Genomic DNA, 17,108 nt, shown 5'->3' with positions numbered 1-17,108 from the left:
CGGCCGTTAACCCTCGCTCTTGGCGACCTGCGTGACCGAACGCGTCACCTGCTCGGGCGACTTGGAGCCCGCGATGAGCGCTGCGACGCTGTCGTTGATCTCCTGGCCAACCGCGGGGGCGTAGGCCTGGTCGAGGTAGAGCTGGAAGCCGGTGGACTTGCTGAGCGCCTCCGAGACGGCAATGAGGTTGGGGTCCGTCAGCGCACCCTGCGCGGCCTTGGACACCGGCACAAGACCGGTCTCCTTGACGAGCTTCTCCGCGAACTCCTGCTCCGCGAAGAACTTCAGGAACTCCACCGCGGCGTCCGGCGCCCCCTTGCGCACCGCGTGGCCGTTGCTCCCGCCGAACACGTCGGTGAGCGCGCCCTTGCCGCCCTCCACTTCAGGGAAGGAGAAGAAGCCGAGGTCCTTGCCGAGGCCCTTGCCCGCATCCTCCTGGACGACCGGCGCCCACTGGCCCATCAGTTCCATGGCCGCCTTGCCGTTGCCCATCGTGGCCGCCTCACCGGTGGGCGTGGAGTAGGCGGCGCCGAGGAAGCCCTTCTGGAAGGGCTTCAAGGCGACGAGTTCCTCGACGTGCGCGCCTGCCTTGACGAAGTCCTCGCCGGTGAAGTCGGCGTCGTCGGCGGCTTTCTGCATCGCGTCGAGGCCGGCGACCCGCATCGAGAGGTACGCCCAGTAGTACATGCCCGGCCACTTCTCCTTGCCGGCCAGGGCGATGGGCGTGATGCCCTCGTCCTTGAGGGCCTTGACGGCGTCGAGGTAGCCGGACCAGGTGGTGGGCGGGGTGGCGATGCCGGCCTGCTTGAAGAGCGCCTTGTTGTACCAGAAGCCGACCATGCCGACGTCGAAGGGGACGGCGTACATCTTGTCGTCCAGCCGGAACGGCGCCACCGAAGCGGGCAGGTAGTCCTTCGTCCAGGAGGAGACCTTGTCCGACAGGTCCTCGACCAGACCGGCGTCGATCTGCTGCTGGAGCACACCGCCGCCCCAGGTGTGGAAGATGTCCGGCAGCTTGCCCGAGGCGGTCTGCGCGGTCATCTTCGACTTGTACGCCTCGTTCTCCAGCGTCACGATCTTGATCTTGACGTCGGGATGCGCGGCCTCGAACTCCTTGGCCCGCTGCGCCCACAGCTTCTTCGCGGGCTGGGTGGTGGTGATGTTCCACCATTCGATCTCCGTCTTGCCGGAGCTGTTCCCACCGCCCGAGGAACCGCACGCGCTCAGGGCGGCGGCCCCCAGGCCGGTCGCCGCGGAGGCCGCCAGGAACCCGCGGCGGGAGAGTGAGGTGTTACCCAACGCTCGCATCGCACACCTTCCGGAAGAGAACCCGAAAATTATCGGTCGAGTTGCGCACGGAAGTTACGGGCGCGGCGACGGGTATGTCAACGCTCCTGACAAACATCGGAATTATCGAGACCCGGGCGATGCGAGACCGGGTGGATCGAGACCCGGGCGATGCGAGACCGGGTGGATCGAGGCCGGGCGATGCGAGGCCGGGTGGATCGAGGCCGGGCGATGCGAGGCCGGGCGATGCGAGGCCGGGTGGATCGGCAGGCGCCCCAGGTTCGTCCGGAACGTCAGGAACGCCGGACCTGCCGGGCCAGCGGCGCCGTGCTCGCCCGTACGACGAGCTCGGTGGCGAGCTCCACCCTGGGGGACGCGGGCTCTTCGCCCGCGGCGAGGCGCAGCACCGTACGGGTCGCCAACTTGCCCATATCGGCGAGTGGTTGGCGCACGGTGGTGAGCGGCGGCGCCGACCAGCGGACCTCCGGCAGGTCGTCGAACCCCACGACGCTCATGTCCTCCGGCACCCGGAGCCCTCGGCACCGCAACGCCTCGATCGCGCCGAGCGCCATCTGGTCGCTGGCGGCGAACAGGGCGGTGGGCGGCTCGTCCAGGTCGAGCAGGGCGTTGCAGCCGTCGAAGCCGGACGCGTGGTAGAAGTCGCCCGGCACGATCAGCGCGTCGTCGACCGCGATGTCCGCGCCTTCGAGAGCCGCGCGGTAGCCGTCGAGCCGGGCCCGCGAGCACAGCAATCGCTGGGGCCCGGCGATGAGGCCGATCCTGCGGTGGCCGAGACCGAGCAGGTGTTCCGTCGCGGCCATGCCGCCCGCCCAGTTGGCCGCTCCGACGGTCGGCGCGTCCAGGGACGGCGAACCCGCCGGGTCGACGACGACGAGCGGGACACCGAGCCGCCGCAGTTCCTCGTGCATACGGGGTTCGAGGACGGAGGTCACGAGGATCACCCCGTCCGAGGCGCGGGTACGCAGATTGGTCATCCACTGCCGCGCCGAGCCCGACGCGCCATGGATGGCGGACACGACCGTGCCCACACCCGAGGCGTGCGCGACTTCCTCCACCCCCCGGATGATCTCCACGGCCCAGGGGCTGTCGAGGTCGTTGAAGACCAGGTCGATGAGAACCGCCCGGCCGCCCGGCGGGGAGGACTTGCGCTGGTAGCCGTGGTGTCTGAGCAGGTCCTCGATCCGGGCCCGGGTTTCCGGCGACACGTCGGAGCGGCCGTTGACGACACGCGACACAGTGGGCACCGAGACCCCGGCCTGCCGGGCGATCTCGGTGATGGTCACCTTGCTCTTGGTGCTCTCCGGGGCCACGCGCCCACCTCCGTTGCCGAAACCTTGCAGCAGTCTTCCGGAAAACCGGGGTCGGCGTGAAGGCTACAGGGGGACCGGGCGGCTTGGGTCAGTCCACCTGGGCGGCGGCGCCTGCGACGAAGGCGCAAACTCCCCGGCCAAGAGGCCACGCCACAACCGAGTCGCTGTCCCGACGGCTGCGCCGAAGACGGTCGGACGATCACCCTCCGCCCTGATCGGCGCCCACGGAATCGAACCGCCACCTGTGCACCCCCCGCGTCACCAACGCCCCGTCCGGCTCAGGCAGTTCGGGAAGGTCGGCGTCGTACGGAGCATCCCACCAGGTGATGACCAGGACGCGGTCCTGCGGTGCCCGGAAGGTCTCCCGGCGCAGGGGTCGCGCCGGGAGGTCCTGCGCCAACGCCCAGGCCAGCAGCTCCTCACCCCGGCCAGGGGTGGCGCGGGCCTCCCACATCAGCGCGACCGTCACGAGTACAGGTTCTCCTTGCTCACCTCATGCACGTGATCGTGGCCGCTCCCCGGCACATGCGGCTCCGTCACCGGCAACGACGAGTCCGCCGACAGATCCCAGTCGGAGGCGGCCCGGTTCCGCGCCACCATCTCCGCCCCGAGCGCCGCCACCATCGCCCCGTTGTCCGTGCACAACTTCGGCCGCGGCACCCGCAGTTGAAGCCCGGCCGCCTCGCAACGCTCCTGCGCCAGGGCCCGCAGCCGCGAGTTGGCCGCGACCCCTCCGCCGATCATCAGATGCTCGACGCCCTCGTCCTTGCACGCCCGCACAGCCTTGCGCGTCAGCACGTCCACGACCGCCTCCTGGAAGGAAGCCGCCACATCACGCACCGGCACCTCCTCCCCCGCCGCCCGCTTGGCCTCGATCCAGCGGGCGACCGCCGTCTTGAGCCCCGAGAAGGAGAAGTCGTACGCCGCATCCCGCGGCCCGGTCAGCCCGCGCGGGAACGCGATCGCCTCCGGGTCGCCCTCACGCGCATACCGGTCGATCACCGGACCGCCCGGGAACCCCAGGTCCAGCACCCGCGCGATCTTGTCGAAGGCCTCGCCCGCCGCGTCGTCGATGGTCGCGCCCAGCGGCCGTACATCGGAGGTGACATCCGAGGAGAGCAGCAGAGACGAATGCCCGCCGGACACCAGCAGCGCCATGGTCGGCTCCGGCAGCGCCCCATGCTCCAACTGGTCGACGCAGATGTGCGAGGCCAGGTGATTGACCCCGTACAACGGCTTCCCCAGCGCGTATGCGTACGCCTTAGCCGCCGAAACCCCCACCAGAAGCGCGCCCGCGAGCCCCGGACCGGCCGTGACGGCGATCCCGTCCAGGTCCCGCGCACTCACGCCGGCCTCTTTCAGCGCCCGGTGGATGGTCGGCACCATCGCCTCCAGGTGCGCACGGGACGCGACCTCCGGGACGACGCCGCCGAAGCGCGCATGCTCGTCGACGCTCGACGCGACCGCGTCCGCGAGCAGTGTGTGGCCGCGGACGATGCCGACGCCGGTCTCGTCGCAGGAGGTCTCGATGCCGAGGACGAGTGGTTCGTCAGCCATGGATCTCGGTTCCTTGTACTGAGGTTGAGGGATCTTGGAGGCGCATCACGAGCGCGTCGACGTTGCCCGGCTGGTAGTAACCGCGCCGGAAGCCGATCGGCTCGAAGCCGAAGCGCTCGTACAGCTTCTGGGCCCGGATGTTGTCGATCCGGCACTCGAGCATGACCTCGGCGCACTCGAAGGTGGTCGCGGCCCGCAGCAGCTCGGTCAGGATCAGCGCACCGACCCCGGTGCCCCACTGGTCGCGGGCGACGGCGATGGTCTGTACGTCACCCACGTCCGCGGAGGCGGCGAGTCCCCCGTACCCGACGATCCGCTCACCGTCCTGCGCCACGACATACCGCTTCGTCGCCGTCGATCCCCGGGAATGGGCCAGCTCGGACCAGAACATGCCCCGCGACCAGGCGTCCTCGGGGAAGAGGGCCTTCTCCAGCTCCAGTACGGGATCGATGTCCCACCAGCGCATCTCGCGCAGCACGGGCGTCGCTACGGGAGTCACTTGGGGGTGACCACCTTGTAGTTCTTGGGCACCTGGGCGTCCGGGCGGCGCAGGTACAGCGGCCGGGGAGCGGGGAGTTCCTCGCCCTTGGCCAGCTTCTCGGCGGCGAGGGACGCGAGTGCCGACGCCGAGACGTTCTCGGGCTCGTACACATCCGGGAAGGTGTCCGGGTAGAGCAACGCGCCCGCGCCAACGGCCGGCAGACCGGCAACGGCGTCGGCGATCTCGGCGGGCCGGTCCACGGCGGGCCCACTGACGCGCGTACGGGAATCGGAGTACCGCGCCCAGTAGACCTCCTTGCGCCGCGCGTCGGTCGCCACGACGAAGGGGCCCTGTATGTCGGCCGCGAACGCGAGGCCGTCGAGCGTGCACAGTCCGTACACGGGCACGCCCAGCGCGAGCCCGAAGGTGTCGGCGGTCATCAGGCCGACCCGCAGCCCCGTGTACGGGCCGGGTCCCACGCCCGCGACGATGCCGGTGACGGCGTCAAGCAGCAGCCCGGCCTCGGTGAGCACCCGGTCGACGGCAGGCAGCAGCAACTCTCCATGCCGGCGGGCGTCCACCTGACTCGACGAGGCGATGACGGACGTCCCGTCATGCAGCGCGACGGTGACGGCGGGGGTGGCGGTATCCAGAGCGAGCAAGAGCACGCGAACAGCCTACGGCGCTCGGGGCGAACGCACCGTCGCCCAGGTCCCATGCGCCCCTGCTGCTACCGTCGCCTCAACTGTCACGTTGACGAACGAATGCCGTACGAGAGGTGGGCACCCAAGGTGGCTAGGAGCAGCTCGGGATTCGTGGCCGGGCTTACGGTGGCGGCGATCGCCGCAGTCGGTTTCCTCGCCTACCAGGCGTCCGCCAATGTGCCGGACACGCTGGGTGCGCCGGATCGGGCGTCGTCGTCGCCCGCCGCCTCCGCCCCGTCTCCGCGCGCCGAGCCGAACGCGGCGGCGCTGCCCCCGCCTTCCGGCACCGGCCGGCGGGTCGTGTACTCGGTGCAGGCCGACCGGGTGTGGCTGGTCGCCGCCAACGACAAGGTGACCCGCACGTTTCCCGTCACGCCCGGCACGGTCGACCCGTCGCCCGACGCGTACGCCGTGACCTCGCGGTCCGGCTCCATCACCGGCTCCGACGGAGTCGCCGTCGAACACGTCGTCCGCTTCGCGAACGTGGACGGCACGCCGATCGGCTTCAGCGCGGCGGTGGACGGCTCGACCGCCGCACCCGACCGCGGGAAGAAGCTGGGCGGGATTCGGGAGTCCCGGGCGGATGGGGATGCGATGTGGGAGTTCGCGACCGTGGGAACGAAGGTCATCGTCGTGGAGTAGCACCTCCCCTACGACGGGGTGGGGGGCCTACGGGGGCGGGTTGTCGGGGTTCGTTTGGCGGGTGCCGGCCCGTTGTGGCTGGTCGCGCAGTTCCCCGCGGGGTGCCTCCGGCGGTTGGGCGGGTGCGGGTGCGTGGTGGCTGGTCGCGCAGTTCCCCGCGGGGTGCCTCCGGCGGTTGGGCGGGTGCGGGTGCGTGGTGGCTGGTCGCGCAGTTCCCCGCGGGGTGCCTCCGGCGGTTGGGCGGGTGCGGGTGCGTGGTGGTTGCTCGCGCAGTTCCCCGCGGGGTGCCTCCGGCGGTGGGGCGGCTGCGGCGCCGTTGTGGCTGGTCGCGCCAGCCCCGCGGGGTGCCTCCGGCGGTTGGGCGGGTGCGGGTGCGTGGTGGCTGGTCGCGCAGTTCCCCGCGGGGTGCCTCCGGCGGTGGGGCGGCTGCGGCGCCGTTGTGGCTGGTCGCGCCAACCCCGCGGGGTGCCTCCGGCGGTTGGGCGGCTGCGGCGCCGTCGTGGCTGGTCGCGCAGTTCCCCGCGCCCCTTGGGTGCGTGGTGGGTGCGGGGCCGCGGTCCGGTGCGTCAGCCCGTCGCCAACAGGGCATACGACCCCGTGCTTCCACAGGGCGAAGCTGTGCCCAGACCGAAGCTAAGCGACGGGCATACGACGCACCGGCCCACGTCCCCTCCCACCGGAGGGAAGCCGCGGGTAGTCGGGGGTGCGGGCTCCCGCCGGGGGCTTGCTTTCCGGGCCACGGGCTTGCTCGGGGCGCGGGCACCTTCCGGGCCCCGAGCACCTGCCGGGCCGCGGCCGCCTTCCGGGGCGCGGGCCCGCTCTGGGCGCCGGCGCCTTCTCCGGGCGCGGTCAGCCGCAGGTTTTTTAGGGGCGCGGGGAACTGCGCGACCAGCCACAACGCACCCGCAGCCGCGACACGACATGTCACCCACCACCCCGGCAGGCGCCCCACCCACCCGCCGAAGGCGCCCACCCGCCCGCCGGAGGCAGGGGGGCCTGGGGGCGCAGCCCCCAGTTTCGGGAAGGGGCGGGGCTGGGGAAAGAAAACCCTGCCCTGCGGAGCCACCTCAGCTCATGACGTCCCGCCACGCGGAGCGGATCGACTCGAAGACGTCGTGCGCGCCCACCGGCGCCCCGTCAGCGGCAAAGCGCCCAGCGAGCCCGTGGAGGTACGCCGCAACACTCCCGGCGTCCAGAGCGCCCAGCCCCGAGGCCAGAAGCGAACCGGCCAGCCCCGACAACACGTCACCGCTACCAGCCGTGGCCAGCCACGACGTCCCCGTCGCGTTGACCCGAACCGTCCCACCCCCAGGCGAAGCCACCAACGTGGTCGAGCCCTTCAGCAACACCGTCGCCCCATACCGCTCCGCCAACTCCCGCACGGAGTGCAACCGCGCCCCCTCGACCGACTCCCGCGAGACACCGAGCAAGGCGGCAGCCTCACCCGCGTGAGGCGTCAACAGCGTGGGCGCCTTCCGGCCCCGTACGAGATCCCGGTCCGCCAGCCGCAGGCCATCCGCGTCCACGAGGACGGGCACGTCCTGGGCAAGCACCTCCGCCACGCTCTGCGCGTCGTCGCCGGCTCCGGGCCCGACGACCCAGGCCTGCACCCGCCCGGCCCGCTTCGGCCCCTGGTCCGAGACAAGGGTTTCGGGGAAGCGGGCGATCACGGCGTCCCCGGCGGGACCGACGTACCGTACGGCCCCGGCTCCGCCCCGCAGCGCGCCCGCCACCGCGAGTACGGCGGCCCCGGGATACCGCGAGGACCCGGCGGCGATACCCACGACCCCCCGCCGGTACTTGTCGCTCTCGGCGCCCGGAACAGGCAACAGCGCCGCGACATCGGCATGTTGCAGGGCCTCCGCCTCGGCCGCGTCGGGCAACGAGAGCCCGATGTCCACGAGCCGTACCGAACCCGCGTACTCCCGTGCCGGATCGATCAGCAGCCCCGGCTTGTGCGTGCCGAAGGTCACGGTCAGGTCGGCACGGATCGCCGCGCCGCGAACCTCGCCGGTGTCCGCCTCGACACCGCTCGGCAGATCCACGGCGACGACGGCGGCACGGGAGGACGCGGCCAACTCGGCCAAGGGCACGGCCTCGGGGCGCAGCCCGCCCTTGCCGCCGATCCCGACGATTCCGTCGACCACGAGATCGGCGGAACGGATCGCCCGCTCCACGGGCGCGTTGTCCTTGGCGGAGTGCACGCGGCCGCCCGCCCGGCGCAGCGCTGCCAGGCCGCCGGGATGGGTTCGCTCAGGGGACAGCAGTACGGCCGTGACGCCCGCGCCGCGGCGGGCGAGGCGGGCTCCCGCGTACAGCGCGTCTCCGCCGTTGTCCCCGCTGCCCACCAGGAGGACGACCCGGCTGCCGTACACCCGCCCCATCAACTCCACGCAGGCCGCGGCCAGTCCGGCCGCCGCCCGCTGCATCAGCGCGCCCTCCGGAAGCCGCGCCATCAACTCCCGCTCGGCCGCCCGTACCGTCTCCACTCCGTACGCACTACGCATACGCCGAGTCTCGCGTACGCGGCGGCCTCGCGTGCAACGGCCCGGCACCCCGGGCGAGCCCGCTGCTCAGAGACGTACCGGCTCGGCGGGCGTGTCAGTGGGCTCTGAGACACTGGGCGCAATGAATGAGACAACGTCCGCGCGTGCCCGCGCCGAGATCGATCTGGCCGCTCTGGCGGCCAATGTGGGGACCCTGCGCGCCTGCGCACCGGATGCCGCCCTGATGGCGGTGGTGAAATCCGACGCGTATGGACACGGGGCGGTGCGGTGTGCGCGGGCGGCGCTGGACGCCGGGGCCACCTGGCTCGGGACGGCCACGCCCGAGGAGGCCCTGGCCCTGCGTGAGGCGGGGCTGCCTGGCCGGATCATGTGCTGGCTGTGGACGCCGGGCGGCCCTTGGCGGGAGGCTGTCGAGGCCGATGTGGACCTGGGGGTGAGTGGGCTCTGGGCCTTGCGCGAAGCCGTCGAGGGCGCGCGCGCTGCGGGGCGTTCGGCTCGGGTTCAGCTCAAGGCCGACACCGGGCTCGGGCGCAACGGGTGTCAGCCCAGTGACTGGCCCGAGTTGGTGGCGGCGGCCCTGCGCGCCGAGGCCGAGGGGCTGGTCCGGGTCACCGGCCTCTGGTCGCACTTCGCCTGCGCCGACGAGCCGGGGCACCCCTCCATCGGGGCCCAACTCACCGCCTTCCACGAGATGGTGACGTACGCGGAGAAGCAGGGCATACAGCCCGAAGTGCGGCACATCGCCAACTCGCCCGCCACGCTCACCCTCCCGGAGACCCACTTCGATCTCGTACGCACCGGAATCGCGACGTACGGCATCTCGCCCAGCCCCGCCCTCGGAACCGCCGCCGAGCTGGGGTTGCGGCCGGTGATGACGCTGTCGGCCTCGCTCGCGCTGGTGAAGCGCGTTCCGGCGGGACACGGCGTCAGTTACGGGCATCACTACGTGACGCCGGGCGACACGACCCTCGGCCTGGTGCCCGTGGGATACGCGGACGGGATCCCGCGGCACGCCTCCGGCACCGGGCCCGTCCTGGCCGGCGGCAAGTGGCGGACGGTGGCGGGGCGGGTCGCGATGGACCAGTTCGCCGTCGATCTCGGCGGGGACCAGCCGGCGGTGGGGGAACGCGTGGTGCTGTTCGGCCCTGGCGATGAAGGCGAGCCGACCGCCGAGGACTGGGCCCAGGCCGCGGGCACGATCGCGTACGAAATCGTGACCCGGATCGGAACCCGCGTGCCACGCGTCTACTTGAATCCTCCCCCAGCTGAAGCAGGGGGATTCCTGGCTCACGATGCCTGAGGGTCAGCGACCCGACAGGTCTTCCACGATCAACACCAGCCGGGTTGAAACCAGCCCGGGTTCGTACTGCAAAGCTTGGAGGTGCATGTGCTGTCTTGGTTCTCGATCAGCACGGCGTACGCGCTTGGTTCTCGCAACGCACGGCAGGCAGCGTACCCGACCGTGCGGGCGATCCGGGACACCTTCGGAGAAATCAGTTGAATAACGCACGAGACGGGTACGCAGCTTTCGGGGGACGGCCCCCGGACCACACACCTGCGAAGAGGAGCGGTACGTGAGCGAGAGCAAGGCGGAGGCCGTCGCCTCGGTGGCCGCCGCCGCGGGGGGCGCCGGGAACTGGCGCAGGGCGGGGATCGTCGGCACCGCGATAGGCGTCGTCGCCGCGGGGGCGGCCGCCGGAGTCGCGATCGAGCGGCTCACCGTCGGCCGCGGCATGCGCCAGAAGGCCCGGCTCGCGCTCGACTCGGCAGGTCCGTACGGCGCTCTGCGCGGCATGCCCGGCACGGCGACCGCGGACGACGGCACGGAGATCTACTACGAGATCGACGACGTGGAGCAGGACGCCACGCTCACCCCCCGCCGCCGCAGACTGTTCGGCCGCAAGGCCCCGGCCCCCGTCACCGTCGTCCTCAGCCACGGCTACTGCCTCAGCCAGGATTCCTGGCACTTCCAGCGGGCCGCCCTGCGCGGTGTCGTACGGACCGTCCACTGGGACCAGCGCAGCCACGGCCGCTCCGGACGCGGTGTCGCACAGGTCCAGCACGATGTGCCGCTCGACATCGAGCAGCTCGGCCGCGACCTGAAGGCCGTGATCGACGCGGCCGCCCCTGAAGGCCCGCTCGTACTCGTCGGGCACTCGATGGGCGGAATGACGGTGATGGCGCTTGCCGACCAGTACCCCGACCTCATCCGTGAGCGGGTGGTCGGTGTCGCTCTCGTCGGTACGTCGTCGGGGAAGCTCGGCGAGGTCAACTTCGGGCTTCCCGTCGCGGGCGTCAACGCGGTACGGCGCGTACTGCCCGGCGTACTGAAGGCGCTGGGGCAGCGGGCCGATCTGGTGGAGAAGGGGCGGCGGGCGACGGCCGATCTGTTCGCCGGGATCATCAAGCGGTACTCGTTCGCGTCCAGGGACGTCGATCCGGCGGTCGCGCGGTTCGCTGAGCGGCTGATCGAGGGCACGCCGATCGATGTGGTCGCCGAGTTCTATCCGGCGTTCACCGACCACGACAAGACGGAGGCGCTGGCGTACTTCGCCGAGCTGCCCGTCCTCGTACTGTCCGGCGTCAAGGACCTGGTCACGCCGAGCGAGCACAGTGAGGCGATAGCGGACCTGCTGCCGGACGCGGAGCTGGTGCTCGTGCCGGACGCCGGGCACCTGGTGATGCTGGAGCATCCGGAGGTCGTCACGGACCGTCTCGCCGACCTCCTCACCCGCGCGGGAGCCGTCCCGGCCGGCGCTACCGTGGGTGGTTATGGAAGCACCAGCAGCACCGCACAGCCCGGCTGATCACCCGATGCCGTACGTCACCACCGAGCTCACCGTCAACTCCCCCGAGCAGATGCAGGAGTTGGGCCGCCACCTGGCCAAGCTTCTGCGGGCCGGTGACCTGGTGATGCTCACCGGCGAGCTCGGCGCGGGCAAGACGACGTTGACCCGTGGGCTCGGCGAAGGGCTCGGCGTACGAGGTGCGGTCACGTCCCCCACCTTTGTGATCGCGCGCGTCCACCCCTCCCTCGGCGACGGGCCGCCGCTCGTGCACGCCGACGCGTACCGCCTGAGCGGCGGGCTCGACGAGATGGAGGACCTCGACCTCGATGTCTCGCTGACCGATTCGGTGATCGTCGTGGAGTGGGGCGAGGGGAAGGTCGAGGAGCTGACCGAGGAGCGGCTGCATGTGTTCATCCACCGGGCGGTCGGGGACACGACGGACGAGGTCCGGCACGTGACGCTCCGCGGGGTGGGGGAACGGTGGGCGACCGCGGATCTGAGCGTGCTGTCGGCCTGACAACGGGGCTTGAGGGCAGGGCTTGAGGGCCGGGTTTCGTTACGTTCCGACATGGCGTCGGCAAGAGGTTGCGTGGGGTGGGTTCGGCGTGTTCATATGGGAACCGGTGCTGGTTAGGGTTACCTAACTACGTCTGCTCCGGGAGCCCCAGGAGGCGGCCATGTCGACGTCGGATCGCGAACCTGTACGGGTTCCTGCGGAGGCTGGTGCGGTGTCGGTGCGCGAGCTTCTCGCGGCGTGCGCCGCCGCCCGCGTCGTGTCTACGCCGCCGCGGGACCCGGCGCCTGCGCCGCGGGCTCCTGCGCCGGCGGGGCGGCGGCATCGCGAGGCTGCGTAAGCCGGCCGGTTCCCAGCTGGGGGTCGTTGGGTGGGGGTACGACCCGCCCGGACCCATCGCCCAGCGGAGCCCTAGCCCTCCGCGACCACCACTGCCGAAGCCACGCCCGCGTCGTGGCTCAGCGACACATGCCATGACCGCACGCCGAGCTCTGCGGCTCGAGCCGCGACTGTGCCCTGCACTCGCAGCCGTGGCTGCCCGCTGTCCTCGACGTACACCTCGGCGTCTGTCCAGTACAGCCCGCTCGGCGCGCCCAGGGCCTTGGCGAGCGCTTCCTTCGCGGCGAAGCGCGCCGCGAGCGATGCGACGCCGCGGCGCTCGCCGCTCGGGAGCCACAACTCCCGCTCGACGAAAAGCCGGTCCGCGAGCGCCGGTGTCCGCTCCAGCGACGCCGCGAACCGGTCGATCTCGGCGACATCGATCCCGACTCCGATGATCACCTTGGGCCTCCGGCGGTTGAGCGGTTGGGTTCGTTGTCGGCTGACGGTGCGTTGTAGCTGGTCGCTCCCCCACTCTCGACTCCGCTCGAGCGGGGGGACCCCCATCGCGGCGGAGCCGCAAATTGACACAGCCCCGCGCCCCTCGGGTGCGTGGTGGGCGCGGGGCCGCGGTCCGGTGCGTCAGCCCGTCGCCAACAGGGCATACGACCCCGTGCTGACACAGGGCGCAACTGTGCCCAGACAGAACCTACGCGACGGGCATACGACGCACCGGCCCACGTCCCCTCCCGCCGACGGGAAAGTCCAGATTTCGTCGGGGTGCAGGCTTTTTCGGGTCGCTTGCTCGTCGGAGTGTAGGCTTTTTCGGCTCGCTTGCTCGTCGGGGTGCGGGCAGTCGCAGGCTTTTGCCTTTAGGGGCGCGGGGAACTGCGCGACCAGCCACAACGCACCCGCAGCCGCGACACGACTGTCACCCACCACCCCGGTAGGCACCCCACCCACCCGCGGCAGGCGCCCCACCCACCTCGCCGGAGGCAGGGGGGCCTGGGGGCGGAGCCCCAGTTTCGGGAAGGGGCGGGACTGGGGAAAGAAACGCAGCCAACCGCTCAGCGGCCCCGCTCAACCCGCTCTATCGCCTCCTGCACCAGCTGCAGGTACTCCACTTCCTCACACCGCGGCTTGCTCCCCATCTCGTACAGGTCGATGCAGTCGTAGAGGTACTCCCCCAAGTCCTCATCCGGCAGATCCACCGCCAGCTCGCTGCTCACGCGCCCCGCGAAGTCCGCGTCGGCGCGCGCCCGTCTCCACCGCACCGCGTCACGAATACGCATGGCCACAGCCACCACCCCAAACCCCCCAGAACCCGCCGGAAGGCGGCTCGCTCCCGGCTGCCCGGACCGTATCCCCACCGGCCCCGCAGGTCCATACTTTCCCCACAACCCATCCACAGGAAGCGCCGTCCGCGGACGTGACGGACCCCACCCGCCACGGCGCCCCCAGGCCCGTAACAATGGACTGTGATCTCTTCGGTCTCCTCGTCGCCGCGGAGCGCCCACCGGTCCAGGCCGGAGGCGACTCCCTACGTCGATCTCACCCGTGCCGAGTGGAGTGCGCTTCGCGAGAAGACGCCGCTCCCGCTGACCGCCGAGGAGGTCGAGAGACTGCGCGGCCTGGGCGATGTCATCGACCTCGACGAAGTGCGGGACATCTATCTGCCGCTGTCCCGGCTGCTGAACCTGTATGTGAAGGCCACGGACGGACTGCGGGGCGCGCTGAACACCTTCCTCGGCGAGCAGGGCTCGCAGTCCGGTACGCCGTTCGTCATAGGGGTCGCCGGCTCCGTGGCGGTCGGCAAGTCGACCGTCGCACGTCTCCTCCAGGCCCTGCTGTCCCGCTGGCCCGAGCATCCGCGCGTCGAACTGGTCACCACGGACGGCTTCCTGCTGCCGACCAAGGAGTTGCAGGCGCGCGGCCTGATGTCGAGGAAGGGCTTCCCGGAGTCGTACGACCGACGCGCCCTGACCCGTTTCGTCGCGGACATCAAGGCCGGCAAGGACGAGGTCACCGCGCCCGTCTACTCCCACCTGATCTACGACATCGTGCCGGGCAAGCGCCTCACCGTGCGCCGCCCCGACATCCTGATCGTCGAGGGCCTGAACGTTCTGCAGCCCGCCCTGCCCGGCAAGGACGGCCGCACCCGCGTGGGTCTCGCCGACTACTTCGACTTCAGCGTGTACGTCGACGCGCGGCCCGAGGACATCGAGCACTGGTACCTGAACCGTTTCCGCAAGCTGCGCGAGACGGCCTTCCAGAACCCGTCCTCGTACTTCCGCAAGTACACCCAGGTCTCCGAGGAGGAGGCCCTCGACTACGCCCGCACCATGTGGCGGACGATCAACAAGGTCAATCTGCTGGAGAACGTGGCCCCCACGCGCGGTCGCGCCACCCTCGTCCTGCGCAAGGGCCCCGACCACAAGGTGCAGCGTCTGAGCCTGCGCAAGCTGTGATCGAGCCCGGTTACTCTGCCGGGCATGCTGCATCTGCGCCTGATCACGCCGTCCGACAAGACCGACGGCGTGGTCCGCCTGATCGAGGACACCGTCGGCACCACGCATCTCGTCGTGATGCAGGGCGCTGCCCGCAATCCCGTTGGGGACGTCGTGATGTGCGACGTGGCGCGCGAGGCGGGCGACGAACTGCTCGGTGAGCTGCGGGCGTTGGACATCGACAAGTGCGGCTCGATCGCCATCGAGAACATCGACCTGTCGCTGTCGGAGCGTGCCGACCAGGCGCGCGACCAGGCGCCGGGCGAGGGCGCGGACGCGGTCCTGTGGGAGCACTTGGCGGACGCGACCCACGAGGAGTCGACGCTCTCGGTCACGTACATCGCCTTCATCACACTGGCCACGATGATCGCGGCCTGCGGTGTGGTCCTCGACAACGCGATCCTGATCGTGGGCGCGATGGCGGTCGGCCCGGAGTTCGGGCCGCTGGCCGGTCTGTGCACGGCACTGGTGCGGCGCACCCCGCGGCTCGCGCTGCGCTCGGCGATCGCGCTGCTCGTGGGCTTCGCCTTCGCCATGGCGGTGACGGTCGTCTTCAGCTACTTCATGGACTCGATCGGGCTCTTCACCGAGGAGCGGCTGGCCGGCGACAGGCCCAACACGGACTTCGTCTGGGCCCCCGACTGGTTCTCCTTCATCGTGGCCATCCTTGCCGGCACCGCCGGCACCCTCTCCCTGACCTCGGCCAAGTCGGGTGCCCTGGTCGGCGTCGCGATCTCCGTCACGACCATCCCGGCCGCCGCCAACGCGGCCGTCGCCCTGAGCTACGGAAACCCCAAACAGACCTGGGGCTCCGTCGAACAACTACTCCTGAACCTGCTCGCCATCATCCTCGCCGGCACCCTCACGCTGCTCACCCAGGAGTTCTTCTGGGCCAAGCAGCGTGAGCGCAACGCCAAGAAGGCGCAGGCCTAACAGGCCAGCGCGGACTTCACCACATCGGCGAGCCGCTCCGCCACCCGCCGCGCCTGGTCGAGGTCGGCGGCCTCCACCATCACCCGTACCAGCGGCTCCGTACCCGAAGGACGCAGCAACACCCGTCCCGTAGAACCGAGTTCGCGCTCGGCGTCGGCGACCGCGGCGGTCAGCTCGTCGGAGGTGCTCACCCGCGACCTGTCCACGTCCGGCACATTGATGAGTACTTGCGGCAGCCGTTCCATGACGGACGCCAGGTCCCGGAGCGTACGTCCTGTCTGGGCGACCCGGGCGGCCAGCAGCAGGCCGGTCAGGGTGCCGTCGCCGGTGGTCGCGTGGTCCGTGATGATCACGTGCCCGGACTGCTCGCCGCCGAGCGCGTAGTCGTGCTTCTTCATCTCCTCCAGGACGTAACGGTCACCAACTGCCGTCTGTACCAAGGAGAGTCCCGCGCGCTCCATGGCCAGCTTGAAGCCCAGGTTGGACATGACCGTCGCGACAACGGTGTCGGAGCGCAGTGCGGAACGCTCCCGCATCGCCAGCGCGAGTACGGCCAGGATCTGGTCCCCGTCGATCTCGGCGCCCGTGTGGTCCACGGCGAGGCAGCGGTCGGCGTCGCCGTCGTGTGCGATGCCCAGGTCGGCGCTGTGCTCGACGACGGCGGCCCGCAGCAGGTCCAGGTGCGTGGAGCCGCACCCGTCGTTGATGTTCAGCCCGTCCGGCTCGGCGCCGATGGTGACGACTTCGGCGCCGGCCCGGGTGAAGGCCTCGGGCGAGACCTGGGCGGCGGCGCCGTGCGCCTCGTCGAGGACGACCTTCAAACCGTCCAGACGGTTCGGAACCGCCGTGATGAGGTGCGCGACGTACCGCTCGAAGCCTTCGTCATACGACTTCACCCGACCGACCCCGGCACCTGTCGGGCGGTCCCAGGGGGCGCCGGTGCGGTGCTCCTCGTACACGGCCTCGATCCGGTCCTCCAGCTCGTCGGCGAGTTTGTGGCCGCCGCGCTCGAAGAACTTGATGCCGTTGTCGGGCATGGCGTTGTGGCTGGCGGAGAGCATCACGCCGAGGTCGGCGCCGAGTGCGCCGGTGAGGTACGCCACCGCCGGTGTCGGCAGCACGCCCACGCGCAGGACGTCCACGCCCGCGCTGGCGAGGCCGGCGACCACGGCGGCCTCCAGGAACTCCCCGGACGCCCGCGGGTCCCGCCCGACCACCGCCGTGGGCCGGTGGCCCTCGAAGGTGCCCGCCTCGGCCAGTACGTGCGCCGCCGCGACGGACAGGCCGAGCGCCAGCTCAGCCGTCAGGTCCGCGTTGGCAACACCGCGCACGCCGTCCGTGCCGAAGAGTCGTCCCACTGGTGTCCTCCGAACATGCTCAGAAATTGCGGCTCAAGCAGAGTGTCCAGGTAAGGCCCTGATAAATGCCTACTGCCGTAAATACGCCGCCCCGGCGGCACAGGAGTGCCGCCGGGGCGGTGTATCGAAGCCAGGTGCGGTGTCGCGCCCCTAAAGAGGCCGGAGGCCTCTCAGGGGCGC

16 protein-coding genes are annotated in these 17,108 nt (G+C 71.0%); 6 read left to right on the top strand and 10 right to left on the bottom strand.

Features of this window, described 5'->3' with window-relative positions; translation table 11 throughout:
• Nucleotides 1–6: 6 nt before the first annotated feature.
• From OHT21_RS28235 to tsaB, 6 genes are all read right to left on the bottom strand, one after another.
• Nucleotides 7–1,299 (bottom strand): extracellular solute-binding protein, encoded by a 1,293-nt coding sequence (locus tag OHT21_RS28235; protein WP_328774245.1) that lies wholly within the window; start codon nucleotides 1,297–1,299, stop codon nucleotides 7–9.
• 281 nt (nucleotides 1,300–1,580) lie between these two features.
• A complete protein-coding gene (locus tag OHT21_RS28230; protein ID WP_328771106.1) occupies nucleotides 1,581–2,618 on the bottom strand; it encodes a LacI family DNA-binding transcriptional regulator in 1,038 nt (345 codons plus the stop codon).
• Nucleotides 2,619–2,817: 199 nt separating this feature from the next.
• Nucleotides 2,818–3,087, bottom strand: coding sequence for a hypothetical protein (locus OHT21_RS28225; protein WP_328771105.1), 270 nt, complete (start codon nucleotides 3,085–3,087; stop codon nucleotides 2,818–2,820).
• Nucleotides 3,084–4,175: a tRNA (adenosine(37)-N6)-threonylcarbamoyltransferase complex transferase subunit TsaD gene (tsaD, locus tag OHT21_RS28220; RefSeq protein WP_328771104.1), complete on the bottom strand. Its 1,092-nt coding sequence runs from the start codon at nucleotides 4,173–4,175 to the stop codon at nucleotides 3,084–3,086. Before tsaD ends, OHT21_RS28225 begins: the two co-directional genes overlap by 4 nt.
• Complete coding sequence (gene rimI / locus OHT21_RS28215) at nucleotides 4,168–4,641, bottom strand: ribosomal protein S18-alanine N-acetyltransferase (RefSeq protein WP_328774244.1); 474 nt, start codon at nucleotides 4,639–4,641, stop codon at nucleotides 4,168–4,170. The genes tsaD and rimI overlap by 8 nt, the downstream gene beginning before the upstream one ends.
• 29 nt (nucleotides 4,642–4,670) lie before the next feature.
• Nucleotides 4,671–5,324: a tRNA (adenosine(37)-N6)-threonylcarbamoyltransferase complex dimerization subunit type 1 TsaB gene (tsaB, locus tag OHT21_RS28210; protein ID WP_328771103.1), complete on the bottom strand. Its 654-nt coding sequence runs from the start codon at nucleotides 5,322–5,324 to the stop codon at nucleotides 4,671–4,673.
• A gap of 123 nt (nucleotides 5,325–5,447) precedes the next feature.
• Here tsaB and OHT21_RS28205 point away from each other — a divergent pair, with 123 nt between their 5' ends.
• A complete protein-coding gene (locus OHT21_RS28205) occupies nucleotides 5,448–6,002 on the top strand; it encodes a hypothetical protein (RefSeq protein ID WP_328771102.1) in 555 nt (184 codons plus the stop codon).
• Between the two features lie 1,067 nt (nucleotides 6,003–7,069).
• Here the strand turns inward: OHT21_RS28205 and OHT21_RS28200 are convergent.
• Nucleotides 7,070–8,509, bottom strand: coding sequence for an NAD(P)H-hydrate dehydratase (locus OHT21_RS28200; protein ID WP_328771101.1), 1,440 nt, complete (start codon nucleotides 8,507–8,509; stop codon nucleotides 7,070–7,072).
• 121 nt (nucleotides 8,510–8,630) lie between these two features.
• Here OHT21_RS28200 and alr point away from each other — a divergent pair, with 121 nt between their 5' ends.
• From alr to tsaE, 3 genes are all read left to right on the top strand, one after another.
• Entirely contained in the window at nucleotides 8,631–9,809 is a 1,179-nt protein-coding gene (gene alr / locus OHT21_RS28195; RefSeq protein ID WP_328771100.1) for an alanine racemase, read from the top strand.
• 274 nt (nucleotides 9,810–10,083) lie between these two features.
• Entirely contained in the window at nucleotides 10,084–11,316 is a 1,233-nt protein-coding gene (locus OHT21_RS28190; protein ID WP_328771099.1) for an alpha/beta fold hydrolase, read from the top strand.
• The gene (tsaE, locus tag OHT21_RS28185) at nucleotides 11,282–11,815 is read left to right on the top strand and encodes a tRNA (adenosine(37)-N6)-threonylcarbamoyltransferase complex ATPase subunit type 1 TsaE (RefSeq protein ID WP_328771098.1); all 534 of its coding nucleotides are present in this window, start codon (nucleotides 11,282–11,284) and stop codon (nucleotides 11,813–11,815) included. Before OHT21_RS28190 ends, tsaE begins: the two co-directional genes overlap by 35 nt.
• 408 nt (nucleotides 11,816–12,223) lie before the next feature.
• Here the strand turns inward: tsaE and OHT21_RS28180 are convergent, their stop codons facing one another.
• Nucleotides 12,224–12,592: a holo-ACP synthase gene (locus OHT21_RS28180; protein WP_328771097.1), complete on the bottom strand. Its 369-nt coding sequence runs from the start codon at nucleotides 12,590–12,592 to the stop codon at nucleotides 12,224–12,226.
• Nucleotides 12,593–13,197: 605 nt separating this feature from the next.
• Entirely contained in the window at nucleotides 13,198–13,422 is a 225-nt protein-coding gene (locus OHT21_RS28175; protein ID WP_328771096.1) for a hypothetical protein, read from the bottom strand.
• Between the two features lie 186 nt (nucleotides 13,423–13,608).
• Here OHT21_RS28175 and coaA point away from each other — a divergent pair, with 186 nt between their 5' ends.
• A complete protein-coding gene (coaA, locus tag OHT21_RS28170; RefSeq protein WP_328771095.1) occupies nucleotides 13,609–14,598 on the top strand; it encodes a type I pantothenate kinase in 990 nt (329 codons plus the stop codon).
• A 24-nt stretch (nucleotides 14,599–14,622) separates the two neighbouring features.
• Nucleotides 14,623–15,570 carry a DUF389 domain-containing protein gene (locus OHT21_RS28165; protein ID WP_328771094.1) on the top strand — a complete coding sequence of 316 codons (948 nt, stop codon included), beginning with the start codon at nucleotides 14,623–14,625 and terminating at the stop codon, nucleotides 15,568–15,570.
• Here the strand turns inward: OHT21_RS28165 and glmM are convergent.
• A complete protein-coding gene (glmM, locus tag OHT21_RS28160) occupies nucleotides 15,567–16,928 on the bottom strand; it encodes a phosphoglucosamine mutase (protein ID WP_328771093.1) in 1,362 nt (453 codons plus the stop codon). The genes OHT21_RS28165 and glmM overlap by 4 nt on opposite strands.
• Between the last annotated feature and the right edge of the window lie 180 nt (nucleotides 16,929–17,108).

The sequence above is a fragment of the Streptomyces sp. NBC_00286 genome, from assembly GCF_036173125.1.
Classification (GTDB): Bacteria; Actinomycetota; Actinomycetes; order Streptomycetales; family Streptomycetaceae; genus Streptomyces.
Note: the sequence above shows the minus strand (reverse complement) of the source record. Positions and strands in the feature narration are given on the sequence as shown.

What these genes read in the sequence shown, in the direction of transcription:
- alr (WP_328771100.1), top strand. Translation starts at nt 8,631, where the DNA reads ATGAATGAGACAACGTCCGCGCGTGCCCGCGCCGAGATCGATCTGGCC.
- tsaE (WP_328771098.1), top strand. Translation starts at nt 11,282, where the DNA reads ATGGAAGCACCAGCAGCACCGCACAGCCCGGCTGATCACCCGATGCCG.
- OHT21_RS28175 (WP_328771096.1), bottom strand. Translation starts at nt 13,422, where the DNA reads ATGCGTATTCGTGACGCGGTGCGGTGGAGACGGGCGCGCGCCGACGCG.
- rimI (WP_328774244.1), bottom strand. Translation starts at nt 4,641, where the DNA reads ATGCGCTGGTGGGACATCGATCCCGTACTGGAGCTGGAGAAGGCCCTC.
- OHT21_RS28165 (WP_328771094.1), top strand. Translation starts at nt 14,623, where the DNA reads ATGCTGCATCTGCGCCTGATCACGCCGTCCGACAAGACCGACGGCGTG.
- OHT21_RS28200 (WP_328771101.1), bottom strand. Translation starts at nt 8,509, where the DNA reads ATGCGTAGTGCGTACGGAGTGGAGACGGTACGGGCGGCCGAGCGGGAG.
- tsaD (WP_328771104.1), bottom strand. Translation starts at nt 4,175, where the DNA reads ATGGCTGACGAACCACTCGTCCTCGGCATCGAGACCTCCTGCGACGAG.